Annotated in this window: 11 protein-coding genes; 7 read left to right on the top strand and 4 right to left on the bottom strand. The window is 52.5% G+C overall.

The window, feature by feature from the left end:
* Positions 1 to 4 precede the first annotated feature (4 nt).
* Both NT073_RS07825 and NT073_RS07820 read right to left on the bottom strand, forming a co-directional pair.
* A complete protein-coding gene (locus NT073_RS07825) occupies positions 5 to 1,372 on the bottom strand; it encodes an ATP-binding protein (RefSeq protein ID WP_297371328.1) in 1,368 nt (455 codons plus the stop codon).
* A gap of 1 nt (position 1,373) precedes the next feature.
* Positions 1,374 to 2,321: an acyl-ACP desaturase gene (locus tag NT073_RS07820; RefSeq protein WP_297371325.1), complete on the bottom strand. Its 948-nt coding sequence runs from the start codon at positions 2,319 to 2,321 to the stop codon at positions 1,374 to 1,376.
* A gap of 191 nt (positions 2,322 to 2,512) precedes the next feature.
* On the opposite strand from NT073_RS07820, the gene NT073_RS07815 reads away from it, so the two are divergent.
* Positions 2,513 to 3,253, top strand: a complete 741-nt coding sequence (locus tag NT073_RS07815; protein ID WP_297371322.1) for a lysophospholipid acyltransferase family protein — start codon at positions 2,513 to 2,515, stop codon at positions 3,251 to 3,253.
* Between the two features lie 100 nt (positions 3,254 to 3,353).
* Here NT073_RS07815 and NT073_RS07810 read toward each other — a convergent pair whose 3' ends face one another.
* Positions 3,354 to 4,724, bottom strand: a complete 1,371-nt coding sequence (locus NT073_RS07810) for a sigma-54 dependent transcriptional regulator (protein WP_297371319.1) — start codon at positions 4,722 to 4,724, stop codon at positions 3,354 to 3,356.
* A 215-nt stretch (positions 4,725 to 4,939) separates the two neighbouring features.
* Between NT073_RS07810 and NT073_RS07805 the strand changes: the two genes are divergently transcribed.
* The 4 genes from NT073_RS07805 to NT073_RS07790 all read left to right on the top strand — a co-directional run bounded on the left by NT073_RS07805 (position 4,940) and on the right by NT073_RS07790 (position 11,425).
* A complete protein-coding gene (locus tag NT073_RS07805) occupies positions 4,940 to 6,694 on the top strand; it encodes a glycosyltransferase family 39 protein (protein WP_297371315.1) in 1,755 nt (584 codons plus the stop codon).
* 184 nt (positions 6,695 to 6,878) lie between these two features.
* A complete protein-coding gene (locus NT073_RS07800) occupies positions 6,879 to 8,126 on the top strand; it encodes an efflux RND transporter periplasmic adaptor subunit (RefSeq protein ID WP_297371312.1) in 1,248 nt (415 codons plus the stop codon).
* 133 nt (positions 8,127 to 8,259) lie between these two features.
* The gene (locus tag NT073_RS07795; protein ID WP_012929072.1) at positions 8,260 to 8,937 is read left to right on the top strand and encodes an ABC transporter ATP-binding protein; all 678 of its coding nucleotides are present in this window, start codon (positions 8,260 to 8,262) and stop codon (positions 8,935 to 8,937) included.
* A gap of 100 nt (positions 8,938 to 9,037) precedes the next feature.
* Complete coding sequence (locus NT073_RS07790) at positions 9,038 to 11,425, top strand: ABC transporter permease (protein WP_297371305.1); 2,388 nt, start codon at positions 9,038 to 9,040, stop codon at positions 11,423 to 11,425.
* Between the two features lie 102 nt (positions 11,426 to 11,527).
* Here the strand turns inward: NT073_RS07790 and NT073_RS07785 are convergent, their stop codons facing one another.
* Positions 11,528 to 11,971, bottom strand: coding sequence for a hypothetical protein (locus NT073_RS07785; RefSeq protein ID WP_297371302.1), 444 nt, complete (start codon positions 11,969 to 11,971; stop codon positions 11,528 to 11,530).
* Between the two features lie 36 nt (positions 11,972 to 12,007).
* On the opposite strand from NT073_RS07785, the gene NT073_RS07780 reads away from it, so the two are divergent.
* Entirely contained in the window at positions 12,008 to 14,425 is a 2,418-nt protein-coding gene (locus NT073_RS07780; protein WP_297371299.1) for an ABC transporter permease, read from the top strand.
* A gap of 48 nt (positions 14,426 to 14,473) precedes the next feature.
* Entirely contained in the window at positions 14,474 to 16,912 is a 2,439-nt protein-coding gene (locus tag NT073_RS07775) for an ABC transporter permease (protein WP_297371296.1), read from the top strand.
* The last annotated feature ends 13 nt before the right edge of the window (positions 16,913 to 16,925 follow it).

Below are 16,925 nucleotides of genomic sequence, written 5' to 3'. Positions count from 1 at the left end.
TTCCTCAAAACACCAGACTAAACGTGCTGCCCTCGCCCGGTACGGATTCGGCGGTGAGCTGGCCGTTGTGGAGCTGCATGATCTGGCGCGATAGACTTAGGCCAATGCCCGAACCCGTTTTTTTGGTCGTGTAGAAGGGAATGAAGATCTGCTCCAGGGCTTCGGGTTCGATCCCGGCCCCATTATCGGTAACGCGGATGACAACGCGCGTCCCCAGAGCTTCCGCTTCGATGTGGATAGCTGGAATGGGCGTTTTACCCAAGCTTTCGACGGCATTTTTTATCAGGTTAAGCAGTACCATTTCGATCTGAGCGGCATCGGCCCGGATGGCCAGTTCCGGCGATGATATTGAGATCGCCACCTGATGTTTTTGTGCATCGGCCTGAACCAGATGGGCTACGTTTCGCACCAGTTGCTCCACCGATACATCGGCGAAAACCGGCTGTGGGATGGTCGTGAAGTGCCGGTAGGCATCCACAAACTGCATAATCCCCGCGCCCCGCTGTTCAATCGTCGTGAGGGCATCGCGCAGGTCGTTTACGGATTCGGCGACAAAGGCCGATTCAGCCGGAGAGGACTTCCCGGTATATTCCGGCAACGAGAGCGGCACCAGATCCGTTTCGACAATGTCGCGCATAGTGCCCGCCAGCGACACAATGGGCGTGATGGAATTCATGATCTCGTGCCGCAGTACCTTCGTCAGGTTTTGCCAGGCTTCGAGTTCGCGCTGCTGCAACTCCGAGCGGATGTTCTGCATGGACGCCACCGTGACCAGCCGCCCCCGCAAACGGACCGCTGTACAACGAACCGACAGTTCGCCATCCGTACCGGTCTGGTACGACACGGGCGTTGAGGAAGCGGTAGATGCCCGGAGCATATCGGCCAGATCAGGATGGGTTGCCTTGAGGTCGTTGAGCGTGCGAAGCCGGTAGATGCCCAACAGCCGCAGGGCCGTTTGGTTCACCAGTTCCACCTGACCGGTCGCGTCGAAAGTGAGCAGGCCGACGCTCACATGCTGCACGATGGTATTGACGTAATGGAGGTTGGCCTCTTTCTCAGCCCGCGCCTGACGGAATGCGTCCAGCACTTCGTTGAACTGGTCGTTCAATTCGTGGAAAGACGGGCCCAGATTGCTGTCGGCGCGAAAGGCCACGGCGAAATCGGAGTAGCGCACCGACTCCAGGAAACGCGTCAGCTTACGATTCACGCTCGTTACGTACCGGTACAGATTGAACGACAGAACGATGTGCCCGATGAAGAAAGGAAAGAGCAGCAGACCGTTGGCCTGCTCAAGATAGAAATAGGTGATCGCCCCGGTAAGGCCAACGATGCCGACGATGCGCCAGCCTATACCGAGAGCGAATTGATTCATATTACCCGGCTATCCAGCTAAATGGATACTCAAGCGTAGGTACTTTGGTCCGCTCGGCAATCCGGCGAAGGCGGCCCGGTAAGGCCATCACATAATCGCGGGCACGCTGACCGGCATCGTTGAGATCGGTGATGGCATCAATCTTCCAGTCGACCAGCAGCGATTCGGCGATTTCGATGTAATCGTAGGTAGTGTAAACGCCCAGACGTTGAGCCGCATCCGAAAAATGGCTGAAAGTATCCCCAATTTTCACCCCACTTTCGCGCAGAAAATGGGCAGGCATCACAATTTTCTTGCGCATCATATCTTCAAAAGCCAGCATCATTTCGGATGGGTCGACTTCAAATATCTGACGGACAAAATCTTTATACGCTTTGGCATGACGCATCTCATCGGACGCGATGACTCCGCAAATTTTGGAAAGCTGGTTGCACCCGGCCTGTTTAGCCAGTGTGGCTGTTCGGCGGTGCGACACGTTGGTGGCTAACTCCTGAAAAGAAGTGTAAACAAAATTCCGGTAGGGGTCTTTACCGGTTCCAATATCGAAACCATCAGCAATCAGGTACTGGGTCGATACTTCCATAGCCCGCATATCGACCCGACCCGACAGGTACAGAAACTTGTTCAGCAGGTCACCGTGGCGGTTTTCCTCGGCCGTCCAGCTACGAATCCAGCGTGTCCAGCCGGTTGTGCTGCCCTGCTCAATACCTTCCATATCCATCAGCCACGATTCATACGTTGGCAACGCTTCTTCGGTAATTGTATCGCCAACCAGCACGGCTACGTAGTCGTAGGACAGTTCGCGGGTGCTTTCGCGGAGTAACTTAACTTCGTCCAAAAATGATTCTCGCGTCGAATCGGGTAACAAATCAGCAGGTTGCCAATTCGTCTCGATAGGTTTAAGGAATTCATCCACCGATGCATCGATTTTCTCACCGACGAATCGCATTACGTCCAAACGTGTGCCAGATATTATCATGTATAAGTAACAAAGAAAGGGGTCGATATATCCCAGTGTCTGGCAAAGTTCGGGGAAAAGAACCGATGTTTTTGATTCGTATTCGTTTTTCTTCCGCACTATAAACGACTCCTTGTTAATTTTGGGCTATACTAGCTGCTTCGCTGACGCCTGTAGGCCCTATGAAAAAAGTTTTAGACTACGTATTGAGCTGCGTTTACCTACTCTATTTTGGACTGGTACTGTGCATATTTCATCTTGCCCAGGCTACTGCCTTTAACCTGTTTGGCCGTCCGGCGCATAAAAAAACGGTAGACTGGATGAACGCCTGCATCGCTTATGGCTGGTACCTGACCGGTAGCACGATCCGCTTTCGCCCCCTCACAACCCTTCCCACCGACCGACCGATTATTTTCGTTGCCAACCACCAGAGTATGTTCGACATCTCGCCCATCATTTGGTTTCTGCGTCGTCATACGCCTACGTTTGTTTCTAAGATCGAACTAGCTCACGGCATTCCCGGCGTTTCGTACAACCTCCGCAAAAGTGGTGCGGCCCTTATTGACCGCAAAGACCCCAAACAGGCTATTGTAGAAATTGCCCGGCTGGGTAAACTCATTCAGCAGCAAAACATTTCTGCCGTGATTTATCCGGAGGGAACACGGTCTGCATCGGGGCAAATGCGCCCGTTTGTAACGGGTGGGGTGGCGACTTTACTTAAACGAGCTCCATCCGCACTGGTGGTGCCCATCACCATTCGGGGAACGGGTCATTTTAACCCGAAAGGTCTGTTTCCACTCCGGTCGTTTTCAAAAATGTCGTGGACTGCATTACCCGGCATCGAACCCGCTGGCCGCACACCCGACGAGGTGGTAAAGCTGGCGCAGGAAGCGATTGCGGAGGAGTTAAGCAAGACCGCTTAACTTACTGCATAATTATTTATAGCGATTAATCAGGAGAAAGTACATTTACAAAAATAACCACCTGTTTAACTCCCGACAAACGCCCTTAAGTAGTACAAACTTAAAGCCCAAATTTCTCCAGCCGCCTGTATAAAGCCTGCCGCGATACGCCCAACTCCCGCGCTACATCGGTTATACTGCCCCGATGCTTTTGCATCGCCTGTTGGATTAACTGGCGCTCCATATCTTCCAGTTGCAGGGTTTCATTGACGGGAGAAGCCGCATTACCATCTTTTCGGAACACGAAATTTCCCGGTTCCAGCAGCGTACCTGACGTCAGTTCCGGCCGTGCTAAAATAACGGCCCGCTCGACGGCATGCTGTAACTCCCGCACATTGCCCGGCCAGCGGTATTGTTTCATTTCGGCCAGCAACGCCGGACTTAATCCCGACACAGACCGGTTATATTGTTTCGCATATTTCTTCAGGAAAAATTCGGCCAGTGGCCCAATATCGGAAGGGCGCTCACGCAGGGGTGGCAGGTTAAGCTCAATAGTATTGATCCGATAGAGTAGATCCTGCCGGAAACCACGCTCGGCCACCCGCTCATTCAGGTCAGCATTAGTAGCGCAAATCAGCCGCACGTCGATAGCGCGTGCCTTGTTGGAGCCAACGCGCGTTACCTGCCGCTGCTGCAGCACCGTTAGAAGCCGGGCCTGCTGCGAAGGAGTCAGGTTCCCAATTTCGTCCAGAAAAATGGTGCCGCCGTTGGCTTCTTCAAACCGACCCGCGCGGTCGTCGCGGGCATCGGTGAAGGCCCCTTTCACATGGCCAAACAACTCACTCTCAAACAAGCTCTCCGTCAAAGCGCCTACATCGACGCTGATGAAAGGCTTGTCTTTCCGATGCGAGTTTTCATGAATAGCCCGCGCAACAAGGTCTTTACCGGTCCCATTCTCGCCCAAAATGAGCACGTTGGCATCCGTGGGCGCGACCTGTTCAACTGTTTCCAGGATAGGGCGCATGGCGTTGCCAATGATGGATGTGCTACCCGAGCTTCCTTTTTTGCGGTTGCTCTTCGGAGCATCGTCCCGCTCCTCTACTTCTTCCTTTTTTCCGTTTACGGCTCCGCGGATCGTATCCAGAAATTTGTCATTTTGCCAGGGTTTCAGCACAAAATCGACGGCTCCGGCCTTGATCGCCCGCACCGCCATTTCCACATCGCCATAAGCTGTAAAAAGCACCACCCGCGCCTTGGGGTCGATATCCAGAATACGGTCGAGCCAGGCGAATCCTTCACGACCACTGCTGACATCGCGCTGGAAATTCATGTCGAGCACGATAGCGTCGTAGCGGTTATTATTGAGGAGAAAAGGTAGTTTTTCAGGATTTTTCTCGATGTCGACCGCGCCCACGTGTCGTTTCAGCAACAGTCGGGCTGCGAGTAGTACATCGGGATCATCGTCGACGAGTAAGAGTTTGGCATCTTGCATATCCCAAAGATAGAAGTAGGAAGGATTTGTTGCACCCGGATACTGATTCAACAACGAATTACGGTTTTCTTACGTACTTTGACCCGTTAAAAGTCGTTGAGCGGTCATTAATTCGCATTGATGGTCATTATGTAGTATCAACCCCTGTAGTTGTTGCTGAAGCCTACATCCCCGGAACGACCACCTGACCTGCCGTCGACTACTCCGTATTACTGATGACTACGAATTCCTCCTCTATTGACGACCGCTGGTTTTATGCCCTTGTCGCGGTGGGTGTCCTGTTAAACGCAACCGGTTTGTTTCCGCCTATTATGGAGCTCGATGGGGCGCTTTACGCCTGTATAGCAAAACAAATGGCGCAAACCAACGACTTCGTGAATCTTTATGCGGTAGGCAGCGACTGGCTCGATAAGCCACACTTCCCTTTCTGGGTAATTGCACTGAGTTACAAAATTTTTGGCATCAATACGTTTGGCTACAAATTTCCGGCCCTGCTGTTTTTCCTTGGCAGTGTAGTATATACCTATAAATTTGCCCGGCTGACGTACCCCAAAGTCGTTGCTCAGCTTGCCGCGCTGGTTTTACTGACAGCTTTTCACGGAGTATTGTCCAACAGTGATGTACGGGCCGAGCCCTACCTGATGCCGCTGATCATTGGGGCTGTTTACCATTTTTATCGGGTGTTTCTGGGTGCTAGCGATCACAGCAATGCCACCTCTCAACGATATGGTGTTGCTAAGGGCTGGCTTCACCTCGTTATCGGCGCTCTCCTGACAGGTTGCGCCCTGATGACCAAAGGTGTTTTTGTGCTTATCCCGATCGGTGGCGGCTTAGTCATTCACTGGCTGTTAACGGGCCAGTGGCGGGAGTTGCTTAAGCCTCGCTGGTACATGGCCGTAATCCTGTCGTTTGCGTTTACCCTGCCCGAAATCTACTGTCTCTACCAACAGTTCGACGCACATCCCGAAAAGATCGTTTTCGGACGAACAGGCGTATCGGGCGTCCGGTTTTTCTTCTGGGACAGCCAGTTCGGGCGGTTCTTCAATACTGGGCCTATTAAAGGTGAAGGTGATAAATTTTTCTTCGTCCATACGCTGCTTTGGGCTTTTTTGCCCTGGTCACTGCCGCTCTACGTTGGTATCGGAAAGATGATCCGGGATATAGTCAAACGCCGAACGGCCTCTGCTCCGGCGAATTCAACCGAATATATTTCGCTAGGTTCGGGCGTATTAACCTTTCTTTTGTTCTCGCTTTCGGGCTTTCAATTGCCCCATTACATGAACATTGTGTTTCCGTTCTTCGCCGTGCTGACCGCACAGTTTCTGGTTGGCCTCGCCCCTGCTACGCTCCGTAAGTGGACCATTGGACAAACAGCTATTGGCCTGGCAATTGTAGGGCTATCCATTACTCTATTGCTATTCGTTCAGCCCGAAAATGTGGTAGGCGCGGTGGTCTTAGTTATCGTTATAACCCTGGCGATTTTTACACTCTTCCGGCAAAACACACTTTTATCACTGTTGGGACGAATGGTGGGGGCGATCCTGATTCTGGCCGGCACACTAAACCTTTTTTTATACCCGACGTTTCTGCGGTATCAGGCCGGTATGGCAGGGGCTCAGTACGTCAACGGCGATGCCAAACTCACCAAACGGCCAACTGTCCTGTACGAACCCGGCACGGGTGTGGGCGGGGGCAGTTTCTGGTCGTACGAGTTTTATGTACGCTCCCCTATCGTTTACGCCCGTTCCGATTCGGCCCTCAAGGTTCAGCTACAGTCAGGCTCACGGCAGGTATTCACCACCGGCGAGTATGCCGACTCGCTGGCGTCGCGCGGTTTCCAGGTAAAGCATTTAGCCATATTTCCGTATTACCACGTGAGCCAGCTGACGTATGAGTTTCTGAATCCCGCCACCCGCTCGCAAACCTTGGAGCCCTATGTATTGGTCGAGATGTCGTCAGTGCGTAAATAGGTCCATAAAAACGGACAATTTCCGTCCGAAAGCGGACACGGCATAAACGGGTTACTCAGCTAAGCGATTGATTATCAGAGAAGACATTTGGTTGGCATGACTATTGGCATTAGGCATAGCAGCGAATGAGCTTCGGGCCTGAGTGCGCCCCTACTCTCTTTCACTTGTTCGCTTATTAAAAGCAATGGATCGCGTACTACCTAAACGATTTTGGACAACCCAGCGCCTGGCTCTTTTTGGGGGAGGGACACTGGTTATAGGCTTACTGGCTTACACACTTTTCTTCGCCGACCGCCGATCGAAACTGAATGTCGAAAAAGACAAGATTACTGTTTCGCCCGTTTCTACGGGTCCTTTTGAAGACTTCATCGCCGTAACGGGTGTCGTACAACCCTTGAAAACCATCCGACTCGACGCTATCGAAGGCGGTTATGTAACGCAAAAGCTGGTTGAAGGCGGCAGCACGGTAAAACAGGGCGATGTGCTGCTGAAACTGGAAAACCAAAGTCTGAAACTGAGCTTCTTACAATCGGAAACTGAAGCCAACCGGCTCGTAAATGACCTGCAAAACACCCGCCAGCGGCTTCAGGTTGAGCGGTTCACTCTTCGAAAAACGCTGGCCGATCTGGATGCGCAAATCGATCAGGCCAAAGACTCTTACGACCGGCAGGCCAAATTGTATAAAGACAAAGTTGTTTCGGAAGAGGATTACCTAAAGGCCAAACGTGCCTACGAACGGCTGGCCGGCCAGCGGGTCATTGAGATCGAAACACAGAAATATCAGGAAGATAACGCCAAGTTCCAGATCAAACAATTGGAAGGCACTTTGCAACGTACGCAGAAAAATGTGGCTCTTTGGCAGCAGACACTCGATAATCTGGTTGTGAAAGCGCCCGTTTCAGGCCAGTTGTCCAGCATCGACGTAGAAGTTGGTTCGAACATCAACCGGGGCCAGAACATCGGGCAGATTGATGACCTGAATGGTTTCAAAATGCGCGTTGGGGTCGATGAGCATTACATCAGCCGGGTATTCGCCGGCTTGAAAGGATCATTTGAGTTCAACGGCAAAATGCACGAACTTACCATTAACCGGGTGTATCCGGAGGTAAAAAGCGGACGTTTTGAGGTCGACATGATTTTCCCGAAGGGTGCCCCGGAAGGTATCAAACGTGGTCAGTCGTCGCCCATTCAACTGGAGTTGGGCAAAGCGGCCAAAGCCACGCTCATTCCCGTAGGCGGCTTCTTCTCTGATACAGGCGGCAACTGGGTGTATGTTGTGGATAAATCGGGCAAGCGGGCCGTAAAACGGCAGATTACGCTGGGCCGTAAAAACCCCGAGTTCTACGAAGTGCTCGACGGCCTCCAACCCGGCGAACAGGTTATTACGAGTAGCTACGAGAATTTTGGCGATAACGAAGTATTAGAGTTCTAACATATCTGAACCGGGATTTTAATGAAATTAAACGGATTAACAGGATTGATCGCAAAGGAAACTGGTTGCATCAGATAATCTTGAGATATCCTTTCAATCTTGTTAAAATCCCGGTTCAGGCAACCTTTTCACTATGATCCAGACAATTAACCTTCAAAAACTCTTTTCGACAGAAGAAGTCGAAACCACCGCCCTCAATGGCATCAACATGGATGTTAAGGACGGCGAGTTCGTCGCCATCATGGGCCCGTCGGGCTGCGGCAAGTCTACGCTGCTCAACATCCTGGGCCTGCTGGATAACCCCAGTGAAGGCGAATACAATTTCTACGGAACGGAGGTCGCCAAAATGACCGAACGCCAGCGGGCACAACTTCGCAAAGGCTCCATCGGGTTCGTGTTTCAGAGCTTTAACCTGATCGACGAACTGACCGTGTATGAAAACGTCGAATTGCCCCTGCTGTACCTGAAAACACCCCCTGATGAGCGGAAAAAGCGCGTGGAAGAAGCATTGGAGCGGATGAGCATCATGCACCGGCGGAATCACTTCCCGCAGCAGCTTTCAGGCGGTCAGCAGCAACGGACGGCCATTGCACGGGCGGTTGTCGCCAAACCCAAGCTGATCCTGGCCGATGAACCGACGGGTAACCTCGACTCCAAAAACGGTGAGGAAGTAATGAAGCTTCTGGGCGAACTGAACGACGAAGGCACCACGATCATCATGGTAACGCACTCACCCTACGACGCCGGTTTTGCGCATCGTATCGTGAATTTGTTCGATGGCAAAGTGGTCACGGAAAATTTCCACGTATAATTGATAATGGAGAAAAGGGAGGAAGGAGAAAAGGTATTACTAACGCCACCTCCGCTCCCTTACCTCCCTCCTACCTTTTCTCCTTTCCTCCTCTCAACCCATGTTCCGTAACTACGTCAAAATAGCGTTTCGGAGTTTGATGAAGAACAAACTCTTCTCGTCCATTAACGTCTTCGGGTTGGCGCTAGGCATGTCGTGCAGTCTGCTCATTGGCCTTTGGGTAAAAGACGAGCTAAGCTACGACCGCTTTCTGCCTGATGCGGAGAGCATTCATTATGTGCGGGTCAATTTTCCCTACAACGGCGAAACGGTTACGAACACCGTCACCCCCGGCCCTTTGCAGGAAGCCATCGCCAAAGACGTACCGGAGGTAGCCGCCGTAACTAAAATTAACTTCGGCAACGAGGTGCTCATGAAAGTTGGCGAGATAACCGCCAAAGAAAAAGGGCACTACGCTTCCGCCGATTTTTTCGGCGTCTTCGATCTGCCTGCCGTGTATGGAAATCCTAAAACCGCGCTGGCGCAACCCAACCAGATCGTCATTACCAGAAAAGTAGCGGAGAAATTCTTTCCAAATGGCTTAGCCGTTGGCAAAACACTGCAACTCGACAACAACAAATTTTATGTTGTCGGCGCGGTACTGGAAAATTTGCCGACCAACTCGTCTCTGCAATTCGACTGGCTGGTGAACTGGAAAGTCTATGAGGAGGGCTGGATGAAAACCTGGGGCAACAACTCGTTTCAAACGTTTGTCCGGCTGAAGCCCAGGACTACGCTGGCCCAGACAGAGGTGGCCATGGCCGATATCTACCCCCGTTTTGCCGGTAAAAACTTCGAAACGGGCCGTCCTGTCCTGCAACCCATCACCGACTTGCACCTGCATTCCGACTACAAAAACGGCAAATCGGTAGGCGGACGCATTGAATACGTGCGGATTTTCTCAATCGTCGCGCTGTTCATGTTGCTCATTGCCTGTATTAACTTTATGAACCTCGCCACGGCTCAGTCGGCCATGCGGGCGAAGGAAGTGGGCGTCCGGAAAGTGGTTGGGGCTTTGCGCTCGTCGCTGATTGGGCAGTTCCTGAGCGAGTCGATGATCACCAGCGGGCTGGCTGTTGTGCTGGCGCTGGGTCTTGTCTGGTATGTGTTACCCACCTTCAACGCGACGTTCGAAAAACAACTTACCCTTGACCTCACTGAACCGACATTATGGCTTGCCATCGGTGGTCTGGTACTGCTTACAGGCTTCCTCTCTGGTAGTTATCCTGCCCTCTTTCTATCCTCACTTCAGCCGATCAAAATACTGAAAGGAAGCGGTCCGGCGCTCCGGCTACAAACCAGTAGTGTCCGGTCTTTTCTTAGCCCGGCTCTGTTTCGGCGGGCGCTGGTTGTGTTTCAGTTTTCGCTGTCGATTTTCCTGATTGTCGGCATGCTGGCCATTGGCCGCCAGATGAACTACATGCGTACCAAGAACCTGGGCCTCGATCGTGAAAATGTCGTTTACATTCCATTGGAAGGCGAAATAGCGCAACCCAAAAAGGTGGAGGCTTTCCGGCAGGAGGTGATGCGGCAACCGGCCATTGCATCGGCCACAACGGCCATGTCGCTCCCGGTGAATGTGCAAAGCACCTCCGGCGATCTGAACTGGCCCGGCAAAGACCCCAACCTGCAAACCAACGTATCGTGTATGTTTGTGGGTGGCGATTTCACCAAGACCATGAACATCAAACTGGTCGATGGCCGTGACTTCCGCACCGACAGCCCCGCCGATTCGACCAACTACCTTATCAACGAAGCTGCCGCCAAGCTCATGGGTATGAAAGACCCGGTTGGAAAAGATGTGCAGTTCTGGCCGGGGAAAGGGAAGGTCATTGGGTTGATGAAAGATTTTCACCTCAACTCGCTCCATCAGACTATCACACCTTTAATTCTTTGCTTCGATAGCCGGAACACAAGTTATCTGCTTGTAAAAACCCGCGCTGGTCAGGCACCAACCGCCATCGCCGATCTCGAAAAGCTAGCAAAGCAATTCAACCCGAATTACCCGTTTACCTATCATTTTCTGGATGAAGAGTTCGAAAGTCTGTATCGGTCTGAGCAGCAGGTGAACACGCTGGTCAATTACTTCGGCTTTCTGGCGATTCTGATTTCCTGTCTGGGTCTGTTTGCGCTGGCCGCTTTCACGGCGGAGCAGCGCACAAAAGAAATTGGTGTTCGGAAAGTGCTCGGCGCGTCCGTCACAAACATCGTTGGCTTGCTCTCCAAAGATTTCCTGAAACTGGTGATGATTGCGCTGATCCTGTCTACGCCCCTGGCGTGGTGGTCCCTGAGCAAGTGGCTCGAAACCTTTGCCTATCGGGAAAACCTGAGTTGGTGGATTTTTGGTGTGGCGGGTGTATTAGCCGTTGCCATTGCCTTTTTAACAGTTAGCTATCAAAGCATCAAAGCCGCGATGATGAACCCGGTCAAATCGTTGCGGTCGGAGTGATGTACACATGTACCCACGGGCCGGGGCCGCGTTCGGCTTCAGCCCGTGTTTTTATCGTGACTGTATACGTATAAAACACGGACTAAAGTCCGTGGGTACGTCTTATAGAAAGCTATTCAAATCCAGGTTAAGAATCTCAGAGAATGACGACTCGGTTGTCAGGCCACCATCGCCAAAGCGGTATCGAAGCCATTTACAGGTATGGTAATTATAAATGAAGCCTTCACGAATGCCGTAAATGCCATCATCAATGAGTTCAATCACTTTTCTGAGGTCGCCTTTTAAACCGGCGGTCTTACAGATTTCAATAATGATCGGCGTTTCGCTGGACTCGTTATCAACTAAAGACAAATCTGGAACAAGGCTGGCCTTCGCATCGTCGAGCATCGTTTCGGGCAAGGGTTCAAGGTGAATCGCCTTTTCCCGATAATAAAGAACGCCTAGGCCGACAGTTAACTTAGCGATAATCCGCTGATGATCGGCGGGAGCCCAGACGCCTAGATCTTCGCCGACAACGGAAGGACCGCCTGCAGAAGGGAAGTACATAATTTATTGTTTTTAACAAACTTAACGAAAAGAAGGATGTTCCGCAATTACCTGAAAGTCGCCCTGCGTACGCTCTGGAAACACCGCACGCATACGCTCATCAACGTTGTGGGGCTGTCTGTGGCGTTTGGTACCTGCGTGCTTCTGTTTTTGACGGCCACGTTTGAACTTTCCTACGATACCTTCCATACCGACGTCGATCGCATCTTCCGACTAAACTTCCTGTCGACCAACCGCGACGGAACGACGGATAGAGGGAGCACCATGCCGTACCCAATTTCCCCCGCCCTTAAAGCCGAATTTCCGGAGATCGAAGGGGCTACGCGCTGGTTCGACCGGAGTGCGAGTGTCCGGCGCAATAACCAGACCTACACCAAGGATGTCCGCATGGCCGATGCTGATTTTCTTCACATGTTTTCCTTCCCGCTCAAAAAAGGAAACCCCGAAACGGTCATGAGCGGCCTGAGCGACATCGTCATCAGCGAACGTATGGCGAACGATATTTTTGGGAAAGAAGACCCCGTCGGCAAACCGCTCCAGCTCCGTATGAACGGCGCCTGGCAGGCATTTACCGTGACCGGTGTGGTAAGTAATCCTCCAAAAAAATCAACCTTCGATTTCGATGCAATCATCCGCAGCGACAATGCGGGCGATTATCAGGAGTTTAAAAGCCGCTGGGACCATGGCAACCATGATGTATATGTACAGGTGAAAGCCGGTACCGACGCGCAAACCCTGCAACGCCGGACACAGGCTTTCATGGATAAATACTTCGCTAAGGATATCAAAGAGCGGCAGGAACAGGGGTATCCAAAAAATGAACTGGGATTTCAGCGAAGTCTGCTATTGCAACCCATGCGGGATGTGCATTTCGATACGGGAACAACCTACAGTGGCGGTATTAGTCGGACTTACGTCTACACGTTATTGCTCATCGGGCTGTTCATTCTCGCCATTGCCTGCATCAACTTTATTAACCTGACCATCGCCCAATCGCTCTCACGGGCGCGGGAAGTGGGCGTTCGTAAATCGCTGGGCGCCCAGCGGGCACAGTTGTTCGGCCAGATCTGGGGTGAAACACTGCTGTTATGTTTCGGTGCATTGATCATTGGCCTGGGGCTGGCGTATGCCGTGCTACCCACCTTCAATCGCCTGTTCCGAAGCTACCTGACACTGGACAACTTCCTGACACCAACCGTATTGCTGGTAACGGCGCTGTGTTTCCTGCTCATCACACTCATAGCGGGCGGCTATCCATCCTGGTTCGTGACGCGCTTCAATGCCGTGGAGGTACTGAAAGGCCGGGTGAAGGTGAGCAAGCCGGGCGTACTTCGCAATTCACTCATCATCACTCAGTTTACCATAGCCTGTCTGCTTATCGTCTGCACCATAATAGTCCGACAGCAGATCACTTATTTGCAGCAGCGACCTATGGGCATGGACAAAGAGCAGGTTATCAGCGTGCCGGTGGGTGGCGAACTGAACGGCAACGTAGCCCTGAAAGCCATGCGCGACCGGCTGGCCAACCAACCCAACATCAGCGCCGTATCCGGTTCGGGCGTGAACATCGGCGCGGGGCTGGACGGCAGTTCATCACGGATGATGTTTGGCTTTCAATACGGCAAACGGGACGTCACCTGCGACTGGCTGCGCATCGACACGGACTACCTGAAAACAATGGGCATCAAGCTCCTGAAAGGCCGCGACTTTAGCCAGGCCTTCAGTACAGACTCCAGCTCGGCGGTGCTGATTACCCAGAGTATGGCGAAGGCACTGGGCGAGGCAAATCCCATCGGCAAATTCATTAAGCCCGACAATAAATCGTACCAGATTGTAGGTGTCGTGTCTGATTTCAACCTGTACTCACTGCATGAGGAAGCCAAACCCATTACCCTGCAAATGGAGTCGAGTGCGCCAATTCAGTACATTCTTGTCCGGGTAAATCCGCAGAACCTGACGGGTGCGATGGAAACCATCAAGAGCGCCTGGAAGAGTATTGCGCCAAAACAGGAGTTTATCGGGTCGTTTCTGGATGAGAACACCGAACGCTGGTATCGGAAAGAGCAACGGTTATCGACCATCTTTTCGACCGCTGCGGGCATTGCCATTTTACTATCATGCATGGGTCTGTTCTCCATTGCTCTGCTTACCATCGAACAACGCACCAAAGAGATTGGCGTCCGGAAAGTACTGGGTGCCAGCGTCGCGAGCATCGTTACCCTCCTAACCAAAGACTTCCTGAAACTGGTATTTGCCGCCATCCTGATTGCCTCTCCGCTAGCCTGGTGGGCGATGGACAACTGGCTTCAGGATTTCGCCTATAAAATTGATATTGCCTGGTGGGTCTTCGCGGTAGCGGGTTTGCTGGCGGTTGTTATTGCGCTATTGACGGTAAGCTATCAGAGTGTAAAAGCCGCGTTGATGAATCCGGTGAAATCGTTAAAAACAGAATGACGAGGTAGAGACAACGCAGGCGTTGTCTCTACGGCAAATCCCTCTCCTATGCTGCGTAACTACCTCAAAATCGCCCTTCGTAATCTGGCGAAACACAAGGCCAACACCGCTATCAATCTGGCGGGGTTGGCTATTGGCATGGCGAGCTGCCTGCTCATTGTGCTGTATGTTACGGACGAGCTGAGTTACGACCGGCATTGGGCCAGTGGGGAACGCATCTACCGCATGGCGCTGGAACGACGGTATCCGGGTCGTAGTACGAAATACGCGATTATACCCTCCTCATACGCCCAGTCGGTGAAGAAGGAGATTCCTGAGATCGAACAGACGACGCGGGTCTTTACTTTCGGCAATAACAATGATCCCGTTCTGCTTAAAATCGACGGACGGACGGTTGAAGAACGGGGTGCCCTGGGCGTAGATTCAACGTTCTTTCAGGTGTTTCAAATGCCCTTTATCCGCGGCCAGGCCGACAAAGCCCTTACCCGTCCGAATACGGTTGTTCTGACCCAACGCACGGCTAGCCGCCTGTATGGCACGACCAATCCAATCGGCAAAATCCTGGAGATCGTGCAGGGACCGAAGCTGGAGATAACGGGCGTTTGTGCTGACCCTGTTGAGAACGCCCATTTTACCTTCAATTTTTTGGTATCGGCGCGCGGTCCGGAAGCCGAGCCACCCAACCATATCAGCTTCTCGGCCCATACCTACCTCCTGCTGAAGCCAAACACCAGCCCCGAAACGGTTGAAGGGAAGCTGCCCGCTGTTGTCGAAAAATACGCTGCCGGGGAAGTGGAGCGCACGTTCGGCGTCTCGTTCCGGGATTACCTCAAAGCCGGAAACGGGTATTTTTATTTCCTACAGCCGCTTCAACGCATTCACCTCGACTCGCACCTCGAAGCCGAACACGAGCCCAACGGCAGCCGGTCGCTGGTGTCGATTTTCTCGATCATTGCCGCGTTTGTCCTGCTCATTGCCTGCATCAACTTCATGAACCTGGCTACGGCCCGTTCGTCGGAGCGGGCGCGGGAGGTGGGTATTCGCAAATCGCTGGGGTCAACGACGGGGCAAATAGCGGCTCAGTTTCTGACAGAATCAGTGCTCTTAAGCCTGTTTAGCTTGGTTATAGCCGTTTTACTGGTGGCTATTTTACTGTCTCCGTTTAATACGCTGGCCGGAAAATCCTTAACGCTGTTTACCCTGGTTCGCTGGGAAACGCTGCCCTTGTTATTGGGTGGTGCCGTGGCCGTTGGGCTATTGGCAGGTAGCTATCCGGCGGGTGTACTGTCGGCTTTCGAGCCAATCAAGGTGCTGAAAGGGAAGTTTTCTTCGACGCGCCAGGGACATGTCTTACGCAACGGACTGGTGGTGTTTCAGTTTGCGGTCTCCGTCCTGCTTATTGTGAGCACCATTATTGTGTTCAGTCAACTGGACTTCATTCAGCGGAAAGAACTGGGTTTCTCGAAAGAGTCGGTCATTAAAATCAGAGGAGCCAATTCATTGGACAAGAATACCGAATCCTTCAAGCAGGAAGTGGCTAAACTGGCGGGTGTCAGCCATGTCGGCGCTACCAGCAGTGCCCCCGGTGAAGAAGGATTCTTCGGGATTACGTTTCGGAAAAATGGCGAGAATGAATCCGTAACCGGCAAAGGCTGTGTCGTCGACGACCAGTACCTGCAAACGCTGCGCATGAACATGCTGGCCGGACGACCGTTCACCCGGCAGTTCGATGATTCGCTGTCCGTGATTTTAAATGAAGAAGCCGTGAAGCAGGTCGGGCTGACAGACCCCATTGGCAAACAAATCACCAGTCCCGACAACTTTGCCCAGCGCGGTGGTCCGCCCGTTACCTACACGGTGGTGGGCATCGTCCGTAACTTTCATTTTGGCTCCCTGCATCAGCGCATCAGCCCGCTGTTCGTGCTGAATGACCGGCTTTTTGGCCGAAGAAACAATGAATTTGTCGTTCGGGTACAGGCCGATGCGCCGGGTAGTGTTGTTAGCCAGATCGAAGGCGTCTGGAAGCGGTATCTCCCCGACCAGCCGTTTCATTATTCATACCTCGATGCCGATTGGGGGGCGTTGTACCAATCCGAACAGGTGGCGCAGCGGATTTTCGGCGTCTTTGCCATGCTGGCCATTTTCATCGCCTGTATGGGGCTGCTGGGTTTAGCCATGTATGTGATTCGGCTGCGCACCAAAGAAATCGGGATACGGAAAGTGCTCGGCGCGTCGACACCGGGGCTTGTCGCGCTGCTTTCCAAAGACTTCCTGAAGCTGGTGCTGGTAGCCATTGTGATTGCCTCGCCCATCGCCTGGTATGTAATGGACCGCTGGTTGCAGGACTTCGCCTACCGCATCGACATCGAATGGTGGGTCTTTGCGGTAGCGGGTTTGCTGGCCATCGGCATTGCCCTGCTAACGGTGAGTTTTCAAAGTGTGCGGGCTGCATTGATGAATCCGGTGAGGTCGCTGCGGTCGGAATGATCACGAATACGTA

The sequence above is a fragment of the Spirosoma sp. genome, from assembly GCF_026391055.1.
Classification (GTDB): domain Bacteria; phylum Bacteroidota; class Bacteroidia; order Cytophagales; family Spirosomataceae; genus Spirosoma.
Note: the sequence above shows the minus strand (reverse complement) of the source record. Positions and strands in the feature narration are given on the sequence as shown.

Bases quoted from the DNA above. Each gene is read 5' to 3' on its own strand.
- NT073_RS07820 (WP_297371325.1), bottom strand. From the start codon at position 2,321: ATGCGATTCGTCGGTGAGAAAATCGATGCATCGGTGGATGAATTCCTT.
- NT073_RS07800 (WP_297371312.1), top strand. From the start codon at position 6,879: ATGGATCGCGTACTACCTAAACGATTTTGGACAACCCAGCGCCTGGCT.
- NT073_RS07795 (WP_012929072.1), top strand. From the start codon at position 8,260: ATGATCCAGACAATTAACCTTCAAAAACTCTTTTCGACAGAAGAAGTC.
- NT073_RS07815 (WP_297371322.1), top strand. From the start codon at position 2,513: ATGAAAAAAGTTTTAGACTACGTATTGAGCTGCGTTTACCTACTCTAT.
- NT073_RS07790 (WP_297371305.1), top strand. From the start codon at position 9,038: ATGTTCCGTAACTACGTCAAAATAGCGTTTCGGAGTTTGATGAAGAAC.
- NT073_RS07810 (WP_297371319.1), bottom strand. From the start codon at position 4,724: ATGCAAGATGCCAAACTCTTACTCGTCGACGATGATCCCGATGTACTA.
- NT073_RS07785 (WP_297371302.1), bottom strand. From the start codon at position 11,971: ATGTACTTCCCTTCTGCAGGCGGTCCTTCCGTTGTCGGCGAAGATCTA.
- NT073_RS07780 (WP_297371299.1), top strand. From the start codon at position 12,008: ATGTTCCGCAATTACCTGAAAGTCGCCCTGCGTACGCTCTGGAAACAC.
- NT073_RS07805 (WP_297371315.1), top strand. From the start codon at position 4,940: ATGACTACGAATTCCTCCTCTATTGACGACCGCTGGTTTTATGCCCTT.
- NT073_RS07775 (WP_297371296.1), top strand. From the start codon at position 14,474: ATGCTGCGTAACTACCTCAAAATCGCCCTTCGTAATCTGGCGAAACAC.
- NT073_RS07825 (WP_297371328.1), bottom strand. From the start codon at position 1,372: ATGAATCAATTCGCTCTCGGTATAGGCTGGCGCATCGTCGGCATCGTT.